We start from the raw sequence: 24,773 nt of genomic DNA, 5'->3' as shown, positions 1-24,773 counted from the left end.
TTATTTGAAATTTTTAACCAATACGATTAAAATTGTTGTCCAATAATAAAGTGTGTGCGTAAACCGCTTGGTTTTGTTTGTCCTGGCAATGCATCAAATCCGTAACCAAAGTCAATTCCTAATAATCCAAATGCAGGCATAAATACACGTAAACCAGCACCAGCAGAACGGTATAAATCAAATGGATTATAATCTCTAAAGGTTGGATAAGATGAACCCGCTTCTGCAAATGTAAGCACATAAATTGATGCCGATTGCTTCAGTGTTATTGGGTAACGTAATTCCATAGAGAATTTATTATATATCGTTGCTCCAATTTGTTCACCATATCTAGGATTGGTTCTGTCTTCAATTATAGGTGTTAATGAGTTATTTTCGTAACCTCTTAACGCTACTGTTTCTCTACCATCCATAGAGTAATTAGCCATTCCATCACCTCCCATATAGAATCTTTCAAAAGGAACTACACCTCTAGCTTGGTCATAAGCTCCTAAGAAACCAAATTCAGTTAGCGTTCGGAGTACTAATTTACCATAAATTTTCGTGTACCAGTCAGCTTTGAACTTAATTTTGTAGTATTCTAGCCAATTAAATTTCTTTTGATCCACTTTTCCTTGGTCTGTAGCGGCAAGAGTATAGTCGCTAACCTTGTTTCCGTTTGCATCAATATAGTCACCTATTTGTACAATGTTATTGTTTGCATCAGGAACATTTGATCTATCAACAGTGTTTTGTAATTTGTATTCTTTTTCGTTTCCTAAGTTAGCATAGTCTATTCCGTTGAACAAAGAGTAAGGCGGAGTTACTTTTGCCGAAATACTAAATTCAGAACCGTATGTTGGGAATATTGGGTTAACCCCTTTATTACTTCTTGTTAGTCCAATAGTATATGCTAAGTTTCTTGATGTTCCATTACCGAAAGTAAATAATCCAGTGTTGTAATTATGTAAATCGTAATGTTGGTAACTAATCGATTGTGATAGTACAAAGAAATCATCTGGTACAGATAATCTTTTGGCTTTACCAACAGATAACGTCAAGATGTTAAAACTCTTACTCTTATCTACTTTTTGTGTAACATAGTTATTTAAAAACTGTGTACTGTAAGATATCGATGTACTAAATTGTACTGGTTTTTTTCCTCCAAACCAAGGCTCAGAAAACGATACACTATAAGTCTGGAAATAAGTACTTCCTTGTAAACGAAGGGCTACTTTTTGTCCATCACCCATTGGTAGTGGTTTGTAAGCGCTTTTGTTAAATAAATTTCTAGCAGAGAAGTTGTTAAATGAAAGTCCTAAGGTTCCAATAAAACCTCCGCCACCGTAACCTCCTTGAAGTTCTATCTGGCTAGATCCTTTTTCTACTAGATGATATTCAATATCTACAGTTCCTGCAGCAGCATCAACATTTTTGAATTTTGGGTCGATTGCTTCAGGATCAAAGAATCCTAATTGTCCAATCTCACGAATAGTTCTTACTAATAAGTCTTTGCTGTATTTTTCACCTGGCTTAGTTCTTAGTTCACGGTAAATTACTTTATCGTTTGTTTTGTCGTTACCTACAACTGAGATTTTATTAAAATATGCAATTGGACCTTCAGTAACTCTAATTTCAAAATCAATGGTATCATTTACGGTTTTTACCTCTACAGCATTAATGTTAGAAAATAAATACCCATTGTTTTGGTATAAATTGGTGATGTCTTCTGCATCAGGTTTCGTCTTATCGGCAATCCTTTTTTCTAAAAGTACGCCATTATAAGTTTCTCCTTTTTTAATACCTAAATAACGATTTAATTGTTGGTCAGAGTAAACGGTATTTCCTAAGAATTTGATATCACCAAAGTAGTATTTGTTACCTTCTTCAATATCTACTTTTATTGCTAATGTATTTTTCTTTTTATCGTACGTAATAGAGTCATGCAATATCCTTGCATCTCTATATCCTTTTTCTTTGTAGTTAGCGATAACTTTATCTAAATCAGCTTTGTATTTGTCTTTAATGAATTTTGAAGCTTTAAAAATACGGATAGGATTTTTTTGCTTGGTGTCTTTCATTGCACCGCGTAAAGACGCATCAGATAATGCTTTATTGCCTTCAAATTCGATTTTGCTAATTTTTACCTTATCACCTTTATCTACACGCACCAGCATGTTCACTTGGTTTGTTGAGGTTGTATCGGCAGTAGTAGTAATAGTTACTTTTGTATTAAAGTAACCTTCTTTTTTGTATTTATTTTCAATATAATTCTTGGTTGTCGTAATTAAATTTTCGTTTACAATTTTGTTTTTTGTTAAACTGTTGTCTTTAATTAATGCTTCGACTTTACCTTTCTTAATACCAACAAATTTTACTTCGTTTAATTTAGGAAGCTCTACAATGTCTAAGTCTAGATATATACTATCGTTTTCTATCCTATTTACATAGAATGAAATTTCATCGAAAAGACCAAGCTTTCCCAGTTTTTTGATGGCTCCACTTATTTCTTCTCCAGGAACTGTTATTTCCTGCCCTTTCTGTAGGCCAGAAAAGGTAACAACTGTTTGTTCATTGAAACTTATTTTACCAATTACAGATACGTCGGCAAGAATATATTTTTTCCCTTGGTCAAAAGGAATTCTTTCTTGCGCTTTTATTTGTGAAAAACTACCAAAAACCAATAGGGTAAGTACTATTTTTATTCTTTTTTGTAACACTAAAAAATCATTTAATTTGTTCACTTGTTTTTCCAAATCTACGTTCTCTTTTTTGATAACTAATGATAGCCTCATATAAATCCTTTTCTTTAAAGTCTGGCCATAAGACATTAGTAAAATATAATTCTGCATAGGCAATTTGCCACAACAAAAAGTTACTTATTCTATGTTCTCCACTTGTTCGTATTAATAAATCTACATCTGGTAAATTTTGCGTGTAAAGATGCTCATTTATAATTGAATCGTCAATAGCGTCTATTGAAATTATATTATTTTTAACTTTATTACTGATGATTCTAACAGCGTTTACAAGTTCTTCTCTAGAACCGTAACTCAAAGCTAATGTGAGCGTAAGCCTTGTGTTATTTTTTGTTTTATCAATAACATCCAAAAGTTCTTTTTGAGCAGATTGAGGTAACTTTTCTAAGTTTCCAATTGCATTAAGTTTGATGTCGTTTTTTTGTAATGTACCAAGTTCTTTCTTTAATGAGTTTATAAGTATCTTCATTAAAGTTTCGATCTCTAACTTAGGTCTGTTCCAGTTTTCTGTAGAAAAGGCGTATAAAGTTAAATATTCGATTCCTAGCTTGGCGCAAGATTCAATGGTTTCTTTTACTGATTTTGTTCCGTTTTCATGACCAAAAGCTCTTAGGAAACCTTGTTGTTTTGCCCAGCGTCCATTTCCATCCATAATAATGGCTAAATGTCGTGGTAAGTTTGTTTTATCTAATGTGTCTAAATTCATTTTTTTTAATAAGGGCAATAGCAAGGTTTGTTTCCAAAGGTATACGTTAAAGTTACTCCCGAGAAAACATACCAGTCATTATTATTTAAGTTTCCAAAACGTAATGATTTTAAATTATCATTATCTGGATTACTACCATCAAGGTTGTCTGTAAAGGTATATCGCGCTCCAACCTCTAATCCTAAGATAAAATTAGTGGTTAAATTTGTTTTTACACCTAATATCATAGGAATTGCAAATGAACCTGAATTCTTTTCTTTTTCTGTTTCCCCCGATTGAATGTATAACTGTTCGTATCTAAAATAGTTAATTCCTGAAAACACATACGGAGTAACCTTTCTTTTGGAATCATGTAAATTGAAGTCAAAAAAATTGAATTCAAGTCCCGCAGAAAGTTCTCGGATTGTGTTATCAAAACGATATCCTCTTTGTTTTCGACCACCTTCTTTTGAATCTGAATCATTTCCAGTGATTGTTGATTGTGTGTACGAAAAGCGATATGCATGTCTCGGACTTTGATTCCATCGGTACAATACGCCAAAGGCAAGCTTTTCTGGCGCAATATACGTCGTGCTTCCCACATCTCCAACATAGTTACTACCTCCTAAAAAAACACCTACCTCATGTATCTGAGCGTTCATGCTTACAAAGGAGAAGAAACATAACAATAAATTAAAAATTTTGTTCATTTAATTAAAAATTGCGTGCAAATATAATAATTATCAATACGAATCAATGCTGATTAAGTTAAATCTGTCTTTTTTTGAATTAAAGATGAAATATCTCAACAATTACTGGATATTCGATACTTGCAAAACGAGAAAAAAACTACAAAAGTATGTCGTATGTTTAAAAAGAACTTAATTTCTTTTGTCTTCGCCCCAAAGTAGTTTGTTACGTAAGGTCTTCAAAAAGGTTTCTCCAGGGATTTCGACCATATTTATTTTAAAATCTGTTTTCTTTATGGTTAAAATAGACTCGTTTTTAACCGATGCTATTCTTGAATCTAAAGAAATAAGATAATGATCCTCTCTTCCTGATACTCGAAGTTTAATTTCGGTATTATCTGGAATTATAAGCGGTCTGGCTGTTAAATTATGGGGTGCAATAGGCGTAATTACAAGACTGTTTACATCTGGAGTTAATATTGGGCCACCACAACTTAGTGAATATCCTGTTGAACCTGTTGGTGTTGATATAATTAATCCGTCTGCCCAATAAGAATTTAAGTATTCACCATTTAAATAAGTGTCTACTGTTATCATCGAAGTAGTGTCTTTTCTGCTTACTGTTACCTCATTCATTGCAAAATTAAGTTCTTCGATAGCTTCATTTCTTGGCTCAGTTGTTAAACTTAATAAAGTTCTTTCGGATACAGTGTATTTTTTGTCAATTACAAATTGCATAAAAGCAGCTATGTTTTCTTTTTGTACAGTAGCAAGAAATCCTAATCGTCCTGCATTAATTCCTAAAATAGGAACTCCAGAATTACGAATTAAGGTTGCTGCTCTTAAAATAGTTCCATCACCACCAATGCTTATAAGCATTTCAAAGCTACTGTCTAATTCTGTATGAGATGAAAAAGTTTTGTATTCTTTTTCGATTATCTTTTTTTCGTGAAGCATCTTCAGGAAATTGGCTTCGATAACCATTTCGACATTATTAGAAGTAAAAAAAACAAATATGTCTTTAATAATTGGGTCTGTACTATTTAGATAGTATTGTCCGTAGATAGCTACTTTCATTTGTTGCGTGGTCTTTATTGTCTTATCGTAAACGATTTTAGGTCTAATTTCTTTGTGCAAATTTCTATTAAGTGATCTTGATTAGGGTCTAAATAAAAATTTAAATTATTGTAGACTAAGATATAGCTGTCAATCGCATAGTCAAAACCTCCATGAGATAAATCATCAATTAATTCGTAATCCGGTTTTCCGTGATACTTAATTATATTTTCTCGATTAAAATTAATTATTGGCTCAATATATTTTTTTGTTAATGTAAAATTCGAAATTTTTTGATCTTTAACACTGCAAGAAAGTCCGCCAGCAAAATGTATGTATCCGTTTAGTGTTTTGAGTTTTTCTAGTCTTTCTTTAAATGTAAGATTTGAATTTTCAAAATTATAACCTTCAATGCTAGGGTCATTAATGTAAATTTCGATGATTTCAAAAATGTCAATAGTACTGTAATGATTTCCTAGTTTTATAAAGTCAATTTCTAATTCTTCAACCGAAATTTCATTTTGCACTAGTTTTGTTAGTTGGCTATTGTCAAATGCTATCATCCCGCTTTTTTCTATAGCTATATATTAAGGTACTTGTCTAAATAATCAGAGCGTTCCTTTAAATTATTGATATATGTGTCTTCTTGGTGTTCTGATATAATTTCGTAATTGTATCTTCGGAAGGTTTGAATAATTTCATTCATCGCTCCTAAACTAATTTTAATGGTTATCTGAACACTATCTGCACTAGCATCAGAAACAAATATACCTAAAAGCCTGCCGTTGTTACTTTCTACAATTTGAGTAATCTCACTCATAGAGTAATCCAGAAGCCCTTTTTTTACAATTATAATTCCTCCTGGTTCTTTTAAAAAAGGGGTTTCGTGAAAAAACTTAATGATATCGGTTATTTCATAAAAACCAAGATAGGTGTTGTTTTCGTCTAAAACAGGAATTAAATTGGTGTGGTTTTTAGCAAAAACTTCCAATACATCTAGCCAGATCATATTACTTCGAGCAAAAAAATGTTCGAGAGTATATTTATAATCAATTACTTTCTTGTCGCTATCAAAGGTTTCAATATCGTCGGATGCGATACTACCAATGTAAACACCATCTTCCAGAACTGGAAAATGAGAGAAACTCAAATCGGCAAAGAAATCCTGAACCGAAGCTATGGTTTCCTGACTATTGATTGCTCTAAAGTCATTGGTAATATAATTTGTAATGTCTGTCATAAATTAATCAGCAATATTTGATGCAAAATAATCAAAAAATAGCAAAAACTCCTAAGTTTTACTTTGTATTTTTGTCGTAACAAATATAGTGTTACTAGAATTAATATCCATTTATATGACAAAGTTAAGTGTAAATATCAATAAAATTGCAACGTTGCGTAACGCGCGAGGAGGAAATGTACCTGATTTATTAAAAGTTGCTACCGATATTCAGAAGTTTGGAGGAGAAGGAATCACAATACATCCTCGTCCAGATGAACGTCATATCCGTTATCAGGATGCGCGTGATTTAAAAGCGATTGTATATACCGAATATAATATTGAAGGGAATCCTCAACATAATTTTATCGATTTGGTTTTAGAATGTAAGCCAACACAGGTAACATTAGTTCCTGATGCTATTGGAGCAATTACATCTTCTGCAGGTTGGGATACTATAAAAAATCAATCATATTTAACAGAGGTTATTCAGGAATTTCAGTGTAACGGAATCAGAACGTCGATTTTTGTTGACCCAGTTTTAGAAATTATTGAAGGAGCTAAGAAAACAGGAACGGATAGAATTGAATTATATACCGAAGCTTTTGCACATCAATACAGTTTAGGTAATAACAATGGAATAGACCCATATGTTGCTGCTGCAAAACTGGCAAACGAACTTAATTTAGGGATTAATGCAGGCCATGATTTAAGTTTGGATAATATTGAGTTTTTTAAACAAAATATCCCAGGTTTATTAGAAGTTTCTATTGGACATGCTTTGATTTCTGAAGCTATTTATCTTGGTTTAGATAATGTAGTTAATATGTACTTACGTAAACTAAAATAACATAGTAATTAAAACAATTATAACCTGATGTAATTGGGTTATAATTGTTTACTTTCGCACTTTTCTTATTAAAATTAAGTGTTGAGACTAATTATTTTATTTTGTTTACTCTGTTTTTCTAACCTATTTTCACAATCTAAAGCTATAATAGCAGGAACCGTGAAAACATTAGAAAATGAAAGCCTAATTGGAGTAAACATTTCTTTTCAAATTAATAATAAATACTACTATTCTGTAAGTGATACTTTGGGTCACTTTACCCAAAATCTTCCACTTGGATTAGTTAAACTTACCGTTAATCATTTAGGATATCTGGAAAAATCTATCAGTTTTGATTGTAAGAGTGATACAATAATCGCTATTGAGTTAAAAGAAGATATTTCTCTTTTAAAAGAAGTTGTGATCGCTAATGATAAAAAAAAGGCCATTACAAATCTTTCTGGCGGTAAATTGTCTTTTAGTCCTAAAGAACTATCTACGGTTCCAACTGTTTTGGGAACAACCGATATCGTTAAGATTTTACAGCTGACACCCGGAGTGCAGAATTCTGGTGACGCAAATGGATATTTGTATGTAAGAGGAGGAGATCCGGGGCATAACTCTATGTTATATGATGGAACGCCCATTTATGGAATGTCACATTTATTAGGTGTTTTTCCGTTTTATAATACAGATCATATACAAGAAGTTGAATTTGATAAATCAAGTTCTAATTCAAAATATGGAGGGCGCTTAAGCTCGACAACTTTATTAATTCCTAATAAAACAATCCCTTCAAAATTTACAGTTCAAGGAAATGTTGGTTTGCTGGCATCACAAATTACATTAGGTATTCCGATTAGCGAAAAAACCGGAATTACTATCTCAGGAAGAAAAACGTATATCGACGAAATAATTGCTCCGCTGGTTAGTTTAAATTCTAAGGATGAAGATGTTCAGGATATGAAATACGGGTTTTCGGACGCTAACTTAACTTTTGTTACCGAGATTTCTAAAAACAACTTATTAACTGTTTCGGCTTTTACAAGTGCTGACAAATTACGAATAAATGACTCTAATCTGGCTTTGGATGCGAGTTTAAAATGGAGTAATTTTAATATATCGCCTACTTTAGTTTCTAAGTTATCTTCTGATGTAACAATGTCTAATGCTATTTATTATACACGATATACAAACGAGTTAGATATGGAGCAATCGACGATACAAATGGGAATTTCATCATTTGTAGAAGATTTTGGATTTACCAATTCGGTTGATTATTCGATAAAAGGAATTCCTTTTGAATCAGGTTTACAATATGTTCATCATAATTTGCAGCCACAAAAAATTGAGATAGAAAATTTAAGCACTGCGAATAATGCCAATCAAAACAATCTAATTAAAGCTAATGAACTGGCGGTTTTTACAACAGCAAAACCAAAGTTATTAGATAATTTAATTGCAGAATTAGGTTTAAGAATTAACTATTATAATTCGGGATCAAAATCGTATTTGCATTTTCAACCACGTGCTGTTCTTAATTATTATATGAATAAGAATCTCTCGTTTTATGCTTCTTATAATAGACAAAATCAATATTTAAATTTAATAACAACTTCGAGTGTAGGGATTCCTACTGATTTTTGGGTTGCGAGTACCGATGGAATTCCTGCACAATCTTCAAACGAATTTGCTTTAGGTTCAAATCAAACAATTTCGAAAAGTTTTAGTTCTTCGTTTGGGGCATTTTATCGCTCGATGAAGCATTTGCTTGAATATCCTTATGGAGTTACACAGTTCAATCAAATTTCGACACTAAAAAATGATTTGTTAGAAGGGAATGGAAAAGCATACGGATTAGAGTTTATGCTCAAAAAAAGTAGTGGTAAGTTTAAAGGATGGATAAGTTATACCTTGAGTTGGTCTGATAGAAATTTTGATAAGCTTAATAATGGGAATACTTATTATGCAAAATATGACAGACGCCATAATTTGGCATTGGTAGGAACGTATGATTTAAGCACAAAATGGAATTTTGGAGTTACTCAAATTTTTAGTTCAGGTAATCGTTTTACAATGCCAACATCTTGGTACTTTATAAATAATAATCCGGTAAAGGAATATTCTGAGTATAATAATGCACAAATGCCAAATTATATTCGAACAGATTTTTCGGTTAATTATTATTTTACAAAAACGGCTAGAAAAGAAAGTGCTCTTAATTTTTCTGTATATAATACATTTAGTGTCGAGAATCCTGTTTATGTGGTGTTAAGTGTGATTATGAATGAAGATAAAAATAGTGTAATTGTTAAGCCAGAGAAAAAGGTTTTGTATCGAATACTTCCTTCTATAAGTTGGAGATTTAAATTTTAGACGATGAAAAAGTGTGTTTTATTTCTTTTGATGATTGTAGTGTGTAGTTGTAATAGCGATACTTTTAGTGACGGAATTAAATTAGAATCGAAACTAGCCGTTGAAGGATGGATTGAAGAAGGAGATGGCGCTCGAGTAATATTATCGAGGACGATACCAATAAACGATGTTATTGATTCGACCAATGTTCTGGATCACGTAATACGTTCGGCCAAGATAACAGTATCGGATGGAGAAACCACAGAGGTTTTAAGAGTTAAGAGTGATGATGACAGAGTTCCGCCATTTGTATATTTTGGTAGTGAGATAATTGGGCAAGCAGGGAAGACCTATACATTAAAGGTTGAATATTTAAATAGAGTATTAGAAGCTACTACAAGTATTCCGAAAACAGTACCAATAATAAGTGCAACATACGAGAAGAAGAATGTAAGTGATACTACAGGATATGCTTTTATAAAGTTTGATGATCCTGTAAACGAAAAGAATTATTATCAAATTGCTACAAAAATAGATAAGAAAGAACCAATTTTTGTTCCTGCTTTTTATGGGAATCTGGATGATGAAAAATTTGAAACTCATTCTGTTTCTATGCAAATAAACAGAGGGATTTTACTTTTTCCTAAAACTAAGTTTACGCCTTATTTTACCGACGGCGATTTAATTTTTGTAAAACTAAGAACGATGAACAAAGAGGCATTTGATTTCTGGAACAGCTGGCAAAACGAAATAGTAAACAGTAAAAACCCTATTTATCCCTCAAATACAAGTTTAAAATCGAATATAAAAGGAGGAGTAGGTATTTGGGCTGGTTACGGGCAAAGTACCGTTCAGGTTAAAACGGTTTCAAAAAAATAAAGCCGATTTGAATTGTTTTCAAATCGGCTTTAGATTAATTATTTTAAAGGTAAATTATCTTTTAAAACTTCCTAAAAATTTATCGAAGTCCGCTTTTATATTTTCAAATCCTTTAGAGAAATAAACACTCATTTCTACTTGAGTATTGTCATTGAATTTTAAATAAGATACTTCTTCATACTCTTGGTTGATTATTGTTTCCCCTGTTCCATTCCATGACCAATATCCTCCATCAGGATAATATTCAAGGTTGGTCTGAATTACCCAAACAGGTAATATAGTAGTGAAGCTATCTCCCTTTTCTGAACGTTGGATAATATCAGCAATCTTAGTTCCGTCTTTTTTAGATACTAAAATCAGTTTCGTATTTTTATTATAATTATTCACATTACCTTCAGAATACTTTTGACGGTATGTATTTCTTGCTGTATAATATGCTTTGTAATCAGTGCTAAGCTTATTATAGGCACCAGGATACTCAGGATAAACTACACTTTTTTCCAAAGCTTCATCATCTTTTGCTTCTCCTTCGTTATCTGTATTGGCAACAATAATAAAATTATCCATTATTTTTGCTAATCCATTCGCTTTACCTCTGTATTGCGCAAGTGGTTCTTCTTTTAATAAACCATCAATATCTGCAGTACTTCCTGCAGTAAATTCTACTAAGTTTTTTCCGTTATATGTAAATGAACCCTTACCAGTGTTGTCGGTAGCTTTTTTGTTGCCACTAACTTCAAGAGTATATCCGTCGTTTAATACCATTTTGTAGCTAGCTTGGTCTGGAACTACGCTTCCGTTAGAGTATTTTGCATTAGTTACAAAAGTCGCTGCCTGATTACCACCAATTGTTAAAATTGCATCTGCAGATGTAGGTAAAAAGAAGTAATCATTTATTGTTGGAGTTTGAATCATTTCTTCTTTTATTGGGTCATATGACCAGCTTCCGTAAGTATCTGTAAACGCTACTTTTATGTCAGAAGAAACGCTTTTGGCAGAAAATATTGCGTTGTTTTCTGTTCCATTTGCTTTAGCAGGGAAAACAAATTTTAACTCTGTACTAGAAGCTACTTTAGTCCAAATTTTGTCAGTGTTGTTCCAAGTATAAATACCGTAAACATCAGCTACTTTTAAGATGTCTTCTACTTCATTACCATTTTTTCCTCCAAAAATATCAGCTGGGCTAAGACTTAGTAAATTTCCTAAATTTTGGATAGCTTCGATTGCACCAGAAGTTTTCGTTTTCTCCATTTGTACAAGCATGTCATTTGCTTCAACCTCAAGTTTTACTTTTTGGTCAGCAGGAGCTAAGGCAGAGTAAGGTAATTTGCTAATTCTTGCAATTTGTTCTTGTAATGTTTCTTCTTTTGTAATAGGATCTGGATCGGTAATAGTTTCGTCGTCATTACTTGAACACGAAATAGTAAGCTGCGAAAGAATTACAGAGGCTAAAAATAATTTTTTAATCATGGTAAAGGGTTTAAGTTAAGGGTATGTATTTTGTCAAATCTATTAATGATTGACTTGGTAGAATTTATTTATTAAAAGAAATAAATTTCATGCAAAATTACTCTTATATAACGATGTCACAATACCTGATTTTAGTGATTTTCGCTAGGTTAAATTAGTTTTTTACCTTTGTAATATGATTTAGTCAATTAAAAATAAAATTATATTAAATGTTATACTCAAAAATAGAAGGCGAAGGCAAGCCGTTATTGATTCTTCATGGATTTCTAGGGATGTCTGATAATTGGAAAACGTTAGGGACACAATTTGCTGCCGATGGTTTTCAGGTTCATATTTTAGATTTGCGTAACCACGGGCGCAGTTTTCATTCGGATGTATTTACTTATGAGGCGATGGTGCAAGATGTTTTAGAATATTGTCAAGCCAACAATTTAGATAAAGTCGATATCATAGGGCATTCGATGGGAGGTAAAACGGCTATGTTTTTTGCAGCAACACATCCTGAAAAAGTAAATAAATTAATTGTTGCCGATATTGCTCCTAAATATTATCCGCAACATCATCAGGATATTTTGGCAGGATTAAATGCAGTCGATTTTTCGGTAAAACCAAGTCGTAATGATGTCGAAGCTATTTTGGCAGAGTATATATCTGATTTTGGAACAAGACAATTCTTAATGAAAAATTTGTATTGGCTCGAGCCGGGACAATTAGCATTTCGATTTAATTTACCAGTTTTTAATACAAACTTAGAGGCTATTGGTAAAGAATTAGATGCTAATTTAGTTTTTAATAACCCTACATTGTTTATTAGAGGAGGAGCTTCGAGATATATTTTAGATTCGGATTTTGAGAATATCAAACAACATTTTCCAAATTCTAACATCGAGACAATTCCTAACGTTGGACATTGGCTACATGCCGAAAATCCTAAGATGTTTTACGAACTATCCATTGAGTTTTTGAAGAAATAATTATTCTTTTGATGAAAATTTTATTACTTTTAAATGAATTTTAAAACGAAAAAATATGAAATTACTACTCAGAATATTGATTACCGCAGGTTTAGTATTGCTAATTGCTCATTTTATGCCAGGCGTTCACGTAGCTAGTTTTACTATTGCTTTAATTGTTGCTGTGGTATTAGGATTGCTTAACGTTTTTATAAAACCACTGTTGGTATTGTTCACATTACCAGTTACTTTACTTACATTTGGGTTGTTTTTATTAGTTATCAATGCGCTAATTATTTTGCTGTGTACTAAAATTGTTGGCGGGTTTACAGTCGACTCATTTTGGACAGCATTAATTTTTAGTATCGTACTATCTATACTACAGTCGATTACATATAAAGTGTTAGGAGAGGATAAATAAATGAGTAATAAGAAAGTGTATTAAAAAGCACTTCTTATCAATATATTAAAAAGCTTGGTTGGGTTGCAAAAATTTTATAATTTTGCAACCCAATTTTATTATGTAAATTAAAGAAGAAGATGGATATTAAAAGAGTCGCAATAAACGCAGTAAATGAGACAATTGTATTGAACGTTGTTCATATGGATTACAAAGGTCAAGTAGCAAAAAGAATAAACGAAAAAATGCCATTGGCAACTGTAAAAGGTTTTAGAAAAGGTCAGGTACCAAAAGACCTTGTTGAAAAACAATACGGGAAATCTATTAAACAAGAAGAAGTTAAAAAAGTAGTTGATTTGGCTTTGGAGCGTTATATTCAATCTGAAAGATTAAATCTTCTTGGAACTCCACTTGCTAAAGAAAACGAAAATTTTGATTGGGATGCTGAAGAATTAGTATTCGAATACGAAATTGGTTTAGTACCAAACTTTGAAATTAATCTTGAAGCTAAAAATGATATCGTAAAATATATCGTTACTGCAGATGATAAATTAATTGATGGTCAAGTAGAGCGTATCCAAAAACAATTTGGAAAAGCAATTCCTCAAGACGTAGTTGTAGCAGATTCTGATATTACAGGAACTTTTACAAACGAAGAAAAAGGAATCAACAATACTACAACAATTTCACTTTCTATCTTTAAAGACAAAAAAACTGCTGATAAATTCATCGGGAAAAAAGTTGGAGATGTTGTAACTGTAAACACTAAAGGTTTATTTGAAGACGATCACCAATTAATGGATTACTTAAAAGTAAGTCATGATGATGTTCACGGTCTTGAAGTAGATGTTAATTTTACTATCGAGGCTATCAACGGTGCAGAATTGGCAGAATTAAACCAAGAATTGTTTGATAAACTTTTTGGTGAAGGTAAAGTAGCTTCATTAGAAGATTTAAAAGCAAAAATTAAAGAAGATGCAGAGCTTCAATTTGCACAACAAGCAGATCAAAAATTATTATTAGATGTTCAGGATTTCTTAATCGAGAGCACTAAATTTGAATTGCCAGCTGAATTCCTTAAAAAATGGTTGCAAACTGTAGGAGAGAAAAAATTATCTCCAGAAGAAGCAGAAGTTGAATACACAAGATCTGAAAAAGGATTGCGTTTTCAATTAATTGAAGGAAAAGCAATGGCTCAAAGTAATATCCAAATTACATTTGAAGACCTGAAAGCATTTACAACAAACGCTATCAAACAACAAATGGCTCAATTTGGACAAACAAATCCAACTGACGAAGAAGTTCAGGCAATTGTTGCAAGAGTATTATCTAACCAAGAAGAAGTAAAAAGACTTTCTGAGCAAGTTGTTGCAGAGAAGTTATTGGTATTGTTTAAAGAAAAAGCAAACCCAACAACTAAAGAAGTAACTTACGAAGAATTTATTGCAGCTTCTTACGGAGAATAATTTCTAAAAAAAATAAGTATATTTGAGCGTCAAAAGAATATTTTTCTTTGACGCTCTCTTTTTTTAGATTTCAAATTTAAAATAAGACATATTGGCATTGTTTATAAAGAGGTATGACCTTTGATGAAATAAAATATACAATATAGTAACGTACAACTTAGAACAAAAAAATATGAACTACGGTAAAGAATTTAAAAAATTTGCTACAAAGCACCAAGGAGTGAATGCTATGTATTACGATAAAATCGTAAGTGCAATGAATCCAACTAATATGACTCCATATATTATCGAAGAACGTCAGTTGAATATTTCACAGTTAGACGTTTTTTCAAGATTAATGATGGATAGAATCATTTTCCTGGGAACAGGAATTGATGATCAAATTGCAAATATCGTTCAGGCACAATTGTTATTTTTAGAAAGTGCAGATGCGTCTAAAGATATTCAGATTTACCTAAACTCTCCAGGAGGAAGCGTTTATGCAGGATTAGGAATTTATGACACAATGCAATACATCAAGCCAGATGTAGCTACAATTTGTACAGGAATGGCTGCTTCTATGGGAGCTGTTTTATTATGTGCAGGAGCTGCAGGAAAACGTTCGGCTTTACCACATTCAAGAGTAATGATTCACCAACCATCAGGAGGAGCTCAAGGAGTTGCTACCGATATGGAAATCAATTTACGTGAAATGTTGAAACTGAAAGATGAGTTATACAATATCATTTCTCAACATTCAGGACAAACTTTTGATAAAGTACATAAAGATAGTGAGCGCGATTACTGGATGATTGCTGATGAAGCTAAAGAGTACGGAATGATTGATGAAGTTTTGAGAAGAGGATAAATTTTTAAAGGTTCAAAGTTGCAAAGGCACTAAGTTACAAAGTGCATTATTTTGTGAATTTGAAGATGAAAATTTAGGTTAAATAAAATCAGTTTACAGTTTTACAGTCGCAGTTTTCAAAACTGAGAACTGAGAACTGATACTGAAAACTAAATATAGATGGCAAAAGTAGTATTAGAGTGTTCGTTTTGTGGGAGAAAAAAGCCAGAGACCAATTTATTAATTGCTGGTATAAATGCACATATTTGTGATAAGTGTATCGAACAAGCACACGGAATTGTTTTAGAAGAATTAAAATCAAGCGGAAGCGCTAAACTAGTTGGTGATTTAATATTAAAGAAACCAAAAGAAATTAGAGCATTCTTAGATCAATATGTAATAGGTCAGGATCAAACCAAAAAAGTAATGTCTGTTGCGGTTTACAATCACTACAAACGTTTAATGCAACAACAGTTGGATGACGAAGTAGAGATAGAAAAAAGTAATATCATTATGGTTGGTCAAACAGGAACAGGAAAAACATTAGTGGCAAAAACCATTGCAAAAATGTTAGATGTTCCTTTGGCAATTGTTGATGCTACCGTTTTAACCGAAGCAGGATATGTTGGAGAAGACGTAGAGAGTATTTTGACACGTTTGCTTCAAGCTGCCGATTATGATGTGGCTAAAGCCGAAAGAGGAATCGTTTTTATTGATGAAATAGATAAAATTGCTCGTAAGAGCGATAATCCATCAATAACACGTGATGTTTCGGGCGAAGGAGTTCAACAAGCATTATTGAAACTTTTAGAAGGAACAGTTGTAAACGTACCACCAAAAGGAGGACGTAAGCACCCAGACCAGAAATTTGTTGAGGTAAACACACAAAACATTTTGTTTATAGCTGGAGGAGCTTTTGATGGAGTAGAACGTATTATTTCAAAACGTTTAAACCGTCAGGCAGTTGGTTATAGTACATCAAAAAATGTGGATAATATCGACAAAGACAATTTATTGCAATACATCATTCCAAAAGATATAAAAGACTTTGGATTGATTCCTGAAATCATTGGTCGTTTACCAGTTTTAACGCATATGGATCCTTTAGATAGAGAAACATTGCGTGCAATTCTTACTCAGCCTAAAAATGCATTAATTAAACAATATCAAAAATTGTTTTTAATGGATGAGGTAGAGTTTACAATTACCGATGAAGCTTTAGATTTTATTGTTGATAAAGCTTTAGAGTATAAATTAGGAGCACGTGGATTGCGTTCGTTATGCGAAGCAATCTTAACCGATGCGATGTATGATTTACCAAGTTCAGATGTTAAAACATTAGAAATTGATCAAGATTACGCTAAAGAAACATTGAATAAAAATTTATTGAAACGATTAGAAATCGCTTCGTAATGTTTTAAAATAAATTTGTCAAAGTCTAAGACCCAGACAAAGATTAAAAATTAAAAATCCCGGCATTGCTGGGATTTTTTTTTATCTCACTCTAAACTTCTCCCGATATTCTATCGGTTTCATTCCGACCATTTTATAAAATACTTTTCTAAAAGATTTAGGGTCATTGTAGCCAGTTTTTTCGATAATCTCCGATATGGAAAGCTGTGTTTGCTCGAGATACTTCTTCGAACTTTCTACACGAATGTTCTGCAAATACTCTATAGGAGGAATTCCAACTACTTGTTTAAATCTTCGAGTCATATTACGGTTACTAGTTGGGATATCTTTAGTGACCTCTTCCAGTTTTTCTATTGTACTGTATTCGTTTTCTATCTTGTGCTGTAATTGGGCAACAAGAGTATCATTGTGTAAATGATTAGGTCTAAAAGTGCTAAAATAACTTTGTTTGTGACGGTTTAAATCAATAGCAAATATCTTGGCAATTTGTACAGCAACTTCATTTCCGCAATATTTCTGAACTAAAAGAATCAGTAAATGAAAAGACGAAGTAGATCCGCCACTTGTATAAAGCGTTCCATCTGCGGTAAGTGTTTCTTCGGGTTTTAAATTGACTAATGGAAAGGATTGATTAAAAGCACTACAAGCATCAACATGAGTTGTTGCCAGCTTTTCATCTAATAATCCCGAAGCACCAAGCAAGAAAGCACCAGTACAGAAACTAGCTATTTCTGCTCCGAGTAAATGTTGTTTTTTTAGCCAAGGAATAAAATGACTGTTTTTTGCAATCATACCCCTCATATCATCCGTGGTAAATGCAGGAATTAAAACCAATCCCAGTTTTTCTTCAGACGATTGGATAGAATTAACGGTATAATTAAATAATTTTTCTTGCTCCATTTGTTCAGATGATTGAAAAACGAATATTTCAAATGGTTTTTCACCTTCAGGATGCAATTTATTAGCAGTTTCAAAAACTTCAAGAATAGCTGCAATACTCAATAATTTATAGTCATGCGGAACGATTAACCCAACTTTTTTGCTCATTATTTCTCTTTTTTAATGAAAATGACTTATACAAAAATAGTTTTTTTGTCTTAAATGACCCCAAAAATGACTTTTATTGTGGTCTAAAGGCTAGACGATTACTTTAAATTTGCTTTAAATAATTTGTAAATTTATATAAAAATGAAAACAGAAATTTTCTTAAATCTTCCAGTAAAAGATTTAAATCGCAGTATGGCTTTTTTTACAGCATTAGGTTTTACATTCAATTTAAATTTCACAGATGATAAAGCAGCTTGTTTAGAAATCGGAGAAAATATATATGCCATGCTTTTGGCAGAAGAGTTTTTTAAAACTTTTACTAAAAAACAAATTTGTAATACAGCAACAACAACCGAAATCTTAATGGCGTTATCTGTTGATAGCCGGGAAAAAGTAGATGAAATAATTACAGCAGTAGTAAAAGCTGGCGGAACCGAATATATGGAAGCTAAAGATTACGGCTGGATGTATCAAAAAGCTTTTTTAGATATAGACGGACACCATTGGGAAATATTTTTCATGGATGAAAGTCAAGCACCAAAAAAATAAAAATCAATTTATAAAGTATAATTTTAATCAATTGAATATGATAACAGTTCAAAGTACAATAAAAGCTCCAATAGCAAAAGTTTGGGAAATATGGACAACACCAAAACATATACAAGAATGGAATAATGCTTCCCCAGATTGGCATACGCCATATGCCGAAAATGATTTAAAAACAGGAGGTAAATTTAAATCGACAATGGCAGCCAGAGACGGAAGTATGAGTTTTGATTTTGAAGGAGAATATACCTTGGTAAAAGAAAATGAAGCTATTAAATACGCAATGGCCGATGGAAGAAAGGTTGAAATTAGTTTTAAAGAAACATCAAACGGAGTAGAAGTAATAGAAAGTTTTGATCCTGAAACACAAAATCCAGAAAACTTCCAACAACAAGGATGGCAAGCAATTTTAGATAATTTCAAAAGTTATGTAGAGAGTAATTAAAGGAAGGTTCAAAGGCGCAAAGGTTCAGAGAGGCAAAGGTTCTAAGGGTTATCTAAAATATGGTTTAAAAATAATAACTTAAAATATTAAAAATGACAAGACAAATATGGCTTAATCTGCCAGTAAAAGATGTAGCAAAATCGAAAGCCTTTTTCTCAAAAATTGGATTTTCATTTAATGAAGAACACGACACACCAAATTCAACTTGCATGCTTGTTGGCGATGGTAAATTTGTAATAATGCTTTTTGAAGAGAATATTTTTACAGACTTCTCTCAAAATAAATTAACAGATACAAAAGCAAGCTCAGAGGTTTTAATTTCTATAGATGCCGAAAGTAAAGAAGAAGTAGATTCACTTGCTCAAAAAGTTCAGGAAGCTGGAGGAAATGTTTTTGCAGCTCCTGCAGAAAGTCGTGATTGGATGTATGGTTGTGCTTTTGCAGATTTAGATGGACACCGTTGGAATTCTTTATTTATGGATTTTAGCAAATTACCAAAATAAAATCTCATGGAAACTTTAGAGTTTGTAATCAGAATTAAAGCTCCTGTCGAAACAATCTGGTCAGTTTTATGGGAGGACGAAACCTACAAAAAATGGACAAGTGTTTTTTGCGAAGGTTCACACACTATAAGTGATTGGAATGAAGGCGATAAAATACATTTCATGTCGCCTAACGGAGAAGGAATGTATAGTGTTATCGAAACTAAAATTCCAAATGAATATATGGCTTTTAAGCATTTGGGTGAAATAAAAGACTTTAAAGAATTACCCATCGATGAAGCAACAAAAAAGTGGAGTGGAGCAATGGAAACCTATCGATTGACCGAAGAAGATGGCTTTACAGTTCTCGAAGCTAAAGTTGATACGCTCGAGAAATATATAGATTATTTTAAAGAAGTTTTTCCGAAAGGATTAGAAATGGTAAAAGAATTATCAGAAGAAAAATAATAAAAATACTAACAATAAAAATAAAATATCATGGCAGCAGTAAATCCCTATTTAATATTTAATGGAAATTGCGAAGAAGCATTTCTATTTTATAAATCAGTTTTTGGAGGTGAATTTGCATTTATTGGAAAATTCAAAGATATGCCTGCAGACGAGAATTGTTCTCAAGTATCAAAAGATAGTGAAGAAGCAGAAAAAATTATGCACGTTAGTTTACCAATTGGACAAACTATTTTAATGGGAAGCGATAGTACCGAACAATCAGGAAAGGTAACTTTTGGAGGGAATTTTTCGGTTTCAATTAATGTAGAAAGTGCGCAAGATGGTGACAGAATCTTTAACGGACTCTCAGCAGGAGGAAATCCATTTATGCCAATGGGTAAAACTTTTTGGGGAGCTTATTTCGGAATGTTTACCGATAAATTTGGAGTAAACTGGATGGTGAATTTTGATGAAAATATGCCAAGTAGCTAAATTAAATTATTACCTCGAGGTAATAAATTCAGGAGATTATTTAGAATAATTTTAGAACAAGACTTGCTTGTTTTTTCAGTTGTTCTAAATAATCTTTTTTTATTAAAAATTACTTCTATACAAGTTGTTTTAAGTATTAGAACAGAACATTAAATTATTTAAATAAATCATATCGATTTGTGTTTTTTCTTTACAAGAAAACAAAGCATATTCTTTTTTATCAACAATAGATTGCCGATTTTTGTCACTTCTAAATCAATAAAGATAAAATGACAACAGAAGATAAAGAGATTATTTTATTAAAAGTTTCAGGTCATGATAAACCAGGAGTTACAGCAGGATTAACAGCAGTATTGGCAACTTACGATGCCGTTATTCTAGACATAGGTCAAGCCGATATTCATGATACACTTTCTCTGGGGATTTTGTTCGAAATCCAAGCTGGCTCAACCTCAGGACCAGTTCTAAAAGATTTGTTGTTTAAAGCTTATGAATTAGAAGTTAAGGTAAAGTTTATCCCAATCTCTATCGAAGATTACGAAAAGTGGGTAAAAACACAATCTAAGCAACGTTATATTGTTAATATTCTAGGAGAGGAATTAGCTGCTTCACAGTTGGCAGCAGTAGCCAAATTATTATCTGATCAAAATCTGAATATCGTTTCTATAATAAGATTAACTGGTAGAACATCGGTAGTCGAAAAAGAAGAATATCCTCGCTCATGCATACAATTATCATTAACAGGAGATGTAGTAGATAAGATTGCCATGACGGCAAGTTTTATGGAAATTTCCAGAACCCTAAATGTAGATATCTCATTTCAGGAAGATAATATTTATAGAAGAAACCGACGTTTAGTTTGTTTCGATATGGATTCAACATTAATCCAAACCGAAGTAATTGACGAATTGGCTGAGCTTAATGGAGTAGGAGAGCAAGTAAGAGCAATTACAGAATCGGCTATGAATGGCGAGATAGATTTTAATGAAAGCTTCAAGCAACGCATGGCATTGTTAGAAGGTTTGAGTGAAGACGTTTTGCAATCCGTTGCCGAAAAATTACCAATCACCAAAGGAGCACATCGCTTAATGAAAGCCCTAAAATATTACGGATATAAAACCGCTATATTATCAGGGGGATTCACCTATTTTGGAGATTATTTGCAAAAAGAATTAGGTATAGATTATGTTCATGCCAACCGATTAGAGATTAAAGACGGTAAATTAACCGGTAAATATTTAGGCGAAATTGTAGATGGCCAAAAGAAAGCCGAATATTTAAGAGCCATCGCCGAAAAAGAAGGAATCCACATTAATCAAACCATAGCAGTAGGAGATGGAGCCAACGACTTACCAATGCTAAATTTAGCAGGTCTGGGAATCGCCTTTCATGCAAAACCAACCGTAAAAGAAAGTGCATCAACTTCTATTTCCAGTCTAGGACTCGATGGAGTTTTGTACCTATTAGGATACCATGACCGCTATATCGATATGATTGTTTAGATTGTTTACAATAATGTTATCCTGAGCGGAGTCGAAGGCTTATGAGTAGGAATGGGCTTCGACTCCGCTCAGGATGACAAAAAAAACAAACCTTAGTTTTAATTTAAGCTGAGGTTTTTTTATGGGCATGCCCCGCAGAAAAAGCGGGTCGGGCTATACATGATTGTGTTCACGAGCGAGACGCTCGCGATAGCTGTGAGGATAATTATGGTTTAGTTTCTATTTCAAAGTTTTTGTTATACCTAATTGTACCTTCATTCTCATTTATTTCTGGCATATTAAGTTCAATCAACTTCTGTAATATGTCTTTTAAGAAATCATTGTATTTGTTTTCTGTCCATTGAATCCACAAGTATCCAGGGAAGTTGTCAGTTTCAAATAAACTTAATTCAACGGCAATGTGATGAATAGCTATATCTATATCCGTCCATTTATTTAGTTTCTCTTTTAAATTCATTTTAAATTTTATCTTTGAACTATAATTTGTCCAGTTAAAAAAAATGAATGCCAAGTTGCAAACGATAAAACGAATTTGTCAGTTTGTGATTGATTTTTATTGTGGTTAAAACTTGTGTTCATTTCAATTTTATAAAGTTGATTTGAATTTGTTAATTTAGTTTTCCAGCATTCAATAATTTTATATGCTACTTCTCTTGGTTGTAAATCTTTGTTAATGAGTTTACATTTTATCAACATCATGCACTCTAAATTTCCAGTCATTTCAAATTCAATGTTTTTAATTATTTCTGTTTCGATTAACCAATTTTCAAGGTCCATGCGAAATTTAAGGAAATCAGTAGCATCAGAATATGGCTCAATACTTTTATCAAGTGATTTTAGAAAGGTAGAGCCATCCCAGTAATTAAAGTCTGGTCTTATTATACGGGTAATTTTTCCTTTACCAACTATTTTTGCACCATCTCTGGTTTCAAATTCCTGTCCAACAAAAAATTGACCAATATGAAAGTCAATACTTAATGTTTGTAAATAAACTTTAACGGTCTCACCTAGATTACAAGTTTCTTTGTCTATGAATTGTTGTGGAGCATCCCAGTCTTTTCCGTTATAGTAGAATTGACCACGATATCCATTGTTAACAGCAGTTTTGCGTCCTCCTTCTTGTTCAGTTAAGTAGTAAATCTCGGCTTCAAGTTGAGGTTCTCTAAGTTCGTATTTATTGATGTTGCTCATCACATCCCTTTCAACTGCTCCAAATAATCCCTTTGATTCGAAAGTCTCGGAATTTTATGTTGTCCGCCTAATTTGTCTTTTTCTTTTAACCAATCGTAAAATAAATTTTCTCTGGCAACATTAATCACCAAAGGATTTAGTGTCATATTATTGTAACGTTTGGCTTCGTAATCGGAGTTTAGAGATTGTAAGGTTTCGTCAAGAGCTTTTTGAAATTGCGAAATATCAGCAGGTTTTTTCTTAAACTCAATCATCCATTCGTGTGCACCTTTTTCTTTGTCTTGCATAAATATTGGAGCTACAGTATAATCTATAACTTCAGTATTTGTTAACTGGCACGCTTTGGCGATAGCTTGATCGGTATTTTCGACCATAAGTTCTTCACCAAAAACATTAATATGATGTTTGGTTCTTCCTGTAACACGAATTCTATAAGGATCTAATGAAGTAAAACGAACCGTATCACCAATTAAATAACGCCATAAGCCTGAATTGGTAGTAATTACGATTGCATAATTTTTATTCAATTCGACATCAGCCAATCGGATAACTTTTTGCTCTGGTTTCCCAAAAGTCTCCATCGGGATAAATTCATAGAAGATTCCGTAATCCAGCATTAGCAATAAATCACTGGAATTATTTAAATCCTGAATGGCAAAGAAACCTTCAGAAGCATTGTATATTTCGTAGTATTTAAAATCTTTTTTAGGTAATATGTTTTTGTATTGTTCTCTGTAAGGAGAAAAACTTACACCTCCATGAAAGTAGACTTCCAGATTTGGCCAGATTTCAAATAAATTTCCTTTTCCAGAATCTTCCAGAACACGATTCATTAAAACCAACATCCATGAAGGAACACCAGCAAAACTGGTTACATTTTCATTTTTAGTTTCATTTATAATAGCAGCAATTTTGGTTTCCCATTCGCTCATAAGCGAAGTTTTATTGCTAGGTGTGCTACTAAATTCTGCCCAAATAGGCATATTCTCAATTAGGATAGCCGATAAATCTCCGAAGAAAGTATTGTTGTTTTCATAAATCTGAGAACTTCCGCCTAAGCGAAGACTTTTGCCCAGAAACAATTCCGAATCTTCATTATTATTCAAATACAAACACAATAAATCCTTACTTCCTTTATAATGACAATCCTCCAGAGCTTCATTACTTACAGGGATAAATTTGCTTTTAGCATTTGTAGTTCCGCTAGATTTTGCAAACCATTTTATCGGAGTCTCCCAAAAAACATTTTGCTCACCTTGACGGGTGCGTTCAATTAAAGGTTGTAATTCTTCGTAAGTTGCAATAGGTAATCTTTCAGAAAAAGTTTTGTATGAGTTTATCGAAGCAAAATCATATTGTTTTCCAACAATGGTATTTTCGGCAGCCAGTAATAAATTATGAAGGAGTTCTTCCTGAACTTCATTTGGATATTTAAGAAAAAGTTCTATTTGATGAATTCTTTGTTTAAGAACCCAAGAGGCAAATGAATTGATTATTGATAGAGGCATGGAGAAATCTTAGATTTTAATTTTTAGATTGTTGTCCCGATCCCGAAACGTCGGGACGGGATTAGATTTTAAATTTCAGATAGTACAATGGGTGTAAAATCAAGAAATTTAAAATTTGAATATCGACGCACA

The 24,773-nt window shown here is 32.5% G+C and carries 25 protein-coding genes; 14 read left to right on the top strand and 11 right to left on the bottom strand.

All coding sequences use genetic code 11. The features are described 5' to 3' along the window. Positions 1-26: 26 nt before the first annotated feature. The 6 genes from bamA to ACJ6WR_RS07095 all read right to left on the bottom strand — a co-directional run bounded on the left by bamA (position 27) and on the right by ACJ6WR_RS07095 (position 6,408). On the bottom strand, positions 27-2,774 hold the full coding sequence (gene bamA, locus ACJ6WR_RS07120; protein ID WP_409417452.1) for an outer membrane protein assembly factor BamA: 2,748 nt from the start codon (positions 2,772-2,774) through the stop codon (positions 27-29). Next, the gene (locus tag ACJ6WR_RS07115; protein ID WP_409417451.1) at positions 2,707-3,444 is read right to left on the bottom strand and encodes an isoprenyl transferase; all 738 of its coding nucleotides are present in this window, start codon (positions 3,442-3,444) and stop codon (positions 2,707-2,709) included. The genes bamA and ACJ6WR_RS07115 overlap by 68 nt, the downstream gene beginning before the upstream one ends. 5 nt (positions 3,445-3,449) lie before the next feature. Then, a complete protein-coding gene (locus tag ACJ6WR_RS07110; protein WP_039114829.1) occupies positions 3,450-4,133 on the bottom strand; it encodes a DUF6089 family protein in 684 nt (227 codons plus the stop codon). Between the two features lie 171 nt (positions 4,134-4,304). Continuing rightward, on the bottom strand, positions 4,305-5,189 hold the full coding sequence (locus tag ACJ6WR_RS07105) for an NAD kinase (RefSeq protein WP_409417450.1): 885 nt from the start codon (positions 5,187-5,189) through the stop codon (positions 4,305-4,307). Positions 5,190-5,203: 14 nt separating this feature from the next. Then, positions 5,204-5,731: a hypothetical protein gene (locus ACJ6WR_RS07100; RefSeq protein ID WP_409417449.1), complete on the bottom strand. Its 528-nt coding sequence runs from the start codon at positions 5,729-5,731 to the stop codon at positions 5,204-5,206. A 17-nt stretch (positions 5,732-5,748) separates the two neighbouring features. Then, the gene (locus ACJ6WR_RS07095) at positions 5,749-6,408 is read right to left on the bottom strand and encodes a CBS domain-containing protein (RefSeq protein WP_039114823.1); all 660 of its coding nucleotides are present in this window, start codon (positions 6,406-6,408) and stop codon (positions 5,749-5,751) included. Positions 6,409-6,523: 115 nt separating this feature from the next. On the opposite strand from ACJ6WR_RS07095, the gene ACJ6WR_RS07090 reads away from it, so the two are divergent. From ACJ6WR_RS07090 to ACJ6WR_RS07080, 3 genes are all read left to right on the top strand, one after another. After that, entirely contained in the window at positions 6,524-7,237 is a 714-nt protein-coding gene (locus ACJ6WR_RS07090) for a pyridoxine 5'-phosphate synthase (RefSeq protein WP_409417448.1), read from the top strand. Positions 7,238-7,396: 159 nt separating this feature from the next. Next, complete coding sequence (locus tag ACJ6WR_RS07085) at positions 7,397-9,592, top strand: TonB-dependent receptor domain-containing protein (protein WP_409417447.1); 2,196 nt, start codon at positions 7,397-7,399, stop codon at positions 9,590-9,592. A gap of 3 nt (positions 9,593-9,595) precedes the next feature. Beyond that, on the top strand, positions 9,596-10,450 hold the full coding sequence (locus ACJ6WR_RS07080; protein WP_409417446.1) for a DUF4249 domain-containing protein: 855 nt from the start codon (positions 9,596-9,598) through the stop codon (positions 10,448-10,450). A 54-nt stretch (positions 10,451-10,504) separates the two neighbouring features. Here the strand turns inward: ACJ6WR_RS07080 and ACJ6WR_RS07075 are convergent, their stop codons facing one another. After that, the gene (locus ACJ6WR_RS07075) at positions 10,505-11,920 is read right to left on the bottom strand and encodes a hypothetical protein (protein ID WP_409417445.1); all 1,416 of its coding nucleotides are present in this window, start codon (positions 11,918-11,920) and stop codon (positions 10,505-10,507) included. Between the two features lie 209 nt (positions 11,921-12,129). Between ACJ6WR_RS07075 and ACJ6WR_RS07070 the strand changes: the two genes are divergently transcribed. The 5 genes from ACJ6WR_RS07070 to clpX all read left to right on the top strand — a co-directional run bounded on the left by ACJ6WR_RS07070 (position 12,130) and on the right by clpX (position 16,978). Further along, on the top strand, positions 12,130-12,894 hold the full coding sequence (locus tag ACJ6WR_RS07070; protein WP_409417444.1) for an alpha/beta fold hydrolase: 765 nt from the start codon (positions 12,130-12,132) through the stop codon (positions 12,892-12,894). Between the two features lie 55 nt (positions 12,895-12,949). Next, complete coding sequence (locus ACJ6WR_RS07065) at positions 12,950-13,294, top strand: phage holin family protein (protein ID WP_086895011.1); 345 nt, start codon at positions 12,950-12,952, stop codon at positions 13,292-13,294. 119 nt (positions 13,295-13,413) lie between these two features. Beyond that, the gene (locus ACJ6WR_RS07060) at positions 13,414-14,739 is read left to right on the top strand and encodes a trigger factor (protein ID WP_039114815.1); all 1,326 of its coding nucleotides are present in this window, start codon (positions 13,414-13,416) and stop codon (positions 14,737-14,739) included. A gap of 172 nt (positions 14,740-14,911) precedes the next feature. Continuing rightward, positions 14,912-15,586 carry an ATP-dependent Clp endopeptidase proteolytic subunit ClpP gene (clpP, locus tag ACJ6WR_RS07055; protein WP_039114814.1) on the top strand — a complete coding sequence of 225 codons (675 nt, stop codon included), beginning with the start codon at positions 14,912-14,914 and terminating at the stop codon, positions 15,584-15,586. Positions 15,587-15,745: 159 nt separating this feature from the next. Then, the gene (gene clpX, locus ACJ6WR_RS07050; protein ID WP_039114812.1) at positions 15,746-16,978 is read left to right on the top strand and encodes an ATP-dependent Clp protease ATP-binding subunit ClpX; all 1,233 of its coding nucleotides are present in this window, start codon (positions 15,746-15,748) and stop codon (positions 16,976-16,978) included. An 81-nt stretch (positions 16,979-17,059) separates the two neighbouring features. On the opposite strand, the gene ACJ6WR_RS07045 is transcribed toward clpX, so the two are convergent. Continuing rightward, entirely contained in the window at positions 17,060-18,025 is a 966-nt protein-coding gene (locus ACJ6WR_RS07045) for a GlxA family transcriptional regulator (RefSeq protein ID WP_409417443.1), read from the bottom strand. Positions 18,026-18,166: 141 nt separating this feature from the next. Between ACJ6WR_RS07045 and ACJ6WR_RS07040 the strand changes: the two genes are divergently transcribed. From ACJ6WR_RS07040 to serB, 6 genes are all read left to right on the top strand, one after another. Next, positions 18,167-18,574 carry a VOC family protein gene (locus ACJ6WR_RS07040; RefSeq protein ID WP_409417442.1) on the top strand — a complete coding sequence of 136 codons (408 nt, stop codon included), beginning with the start codon at positions 18,167-18,169 and terminating at the stop codon, positions 18,572-18,574. Between the two features lie 37 nt (positions 18,575-18,611). Then, positions 18,612-19,016, top strand: a complete 405-nt coding sequence (locus ACJ6WR_RS07035; protein WP_409417441.1) for an SRPBCC family protein — start codon at positions 18,612-18,614, stop codon at positions 19,014-19,016. A 92-nt stretch (positions 19,017-19,108) separates the two neighbouring features. After that, positions 19,109-19,519: a VOC family protein gene (locus ACJ6WR_RS07030; protein ID WP_409417440.1), complete on the top strand. Its 411-nt coding sequence runs from the start codon at positions 19,109-19,111 to the stop codon at positions 19,517-19,519. Positions 19,520-19,525: 6 nt separating this feature from the next. Next, complete coding sequence (locus ACJ6WR_RS07025; protein ID WP_409417439.1) at positions 19,526-19,966, top strand: SRPBCC domain-containing protein; 441 nt, start codon at positions 19,526-19,528, stop codon at positions 19,964-19,966. A 30-nt stretch (positions 19,967-19,996) separates the two neighbouring features. Further along, positions 19,997-20,440, top strand: a complete 444-nt coding sequence (locus ACJ6WR_RS07020; RefSeq protein WP_409417438.1) for a VOC family protein — start codon at positions 19,997-19,999, stop codon at positions 20,438-20,440. Positions 20,441-20,709: 269 nt separating this feature from the next. Continuing rightward, the gene (gene serB / locus ACJ6WR_RS07015) at positions 20,710-21,942 is read left to right on the top strand and encodes a phosphoserine phosphatase SerB (protein ID WP_039114802.1); all 1,233 of its coding nucleotides are present in this window, start codon (positions 20,710-20,712) and stop codon (positions 21,940-21,942) included. Between the two features lie 205 nt (positions 21,943-22,147). Here the strand turns inward: serB and ACJ6WR_RS07010 are convergent, their stop codons facing one another. The 3 genes from ACJ6WR_RS07010 to ACJ6WR_RS07000 are packed head-to-tail and all read right to left on the bottom strand — an operon-like array spanning position 22,148 to position 24,641. Next, on the bottom strand, positions 22,148-22,399 hold the full coding sequence (locus ACJ6WR_RS07010; RefSeq protein ID WP_409417437.1) for a hypothetical protein: 252 nt from the start codon (positions 22,397-22,399) through the stop codon (positions 22,148-22,150). A gap of 8 nt (positions 22,400-22,407) precedes the next feature. After that, complete coding sequence (locus tag ACJ6WR_RS07005; RefSeq protein WP_409417436.1) at positions 22,408-23,133, bottom strand: hypothetical protein; 726 nt, start codon at positions 23,131-23,133, stop codon at positions 22,408-22,410. Next, a complete protein-coding gene (locus ACJ6WR_RS07000) occupies positions 23,133-24,641 on the bottom strand; it encodes a GH3 auxin-responsive promoter family protein (protein ID WP_039114800.1) in 1,509 nt (502 codons plus the stop codon). The genes ACJ6WR_RS07005 and ACJ6WR_RS07000 overlap by 1 nt, the downstream gene beginning before the upstream one ends. Positions 24,642-24,773: the final 132 nt, after the last annotated feature.

It is taken from the genome of Flavobacterium sp. PS2, from assembly GCF_046250155.1.
Lineage (GTDB): Bacteria > Bacteroidota > Bacteroidia > Flavobacteriales > Flavobacteriaceae > Flavobacterium.
This window is presented reverse-complemented; position numbering and strand designations above follow the sequence as displayed.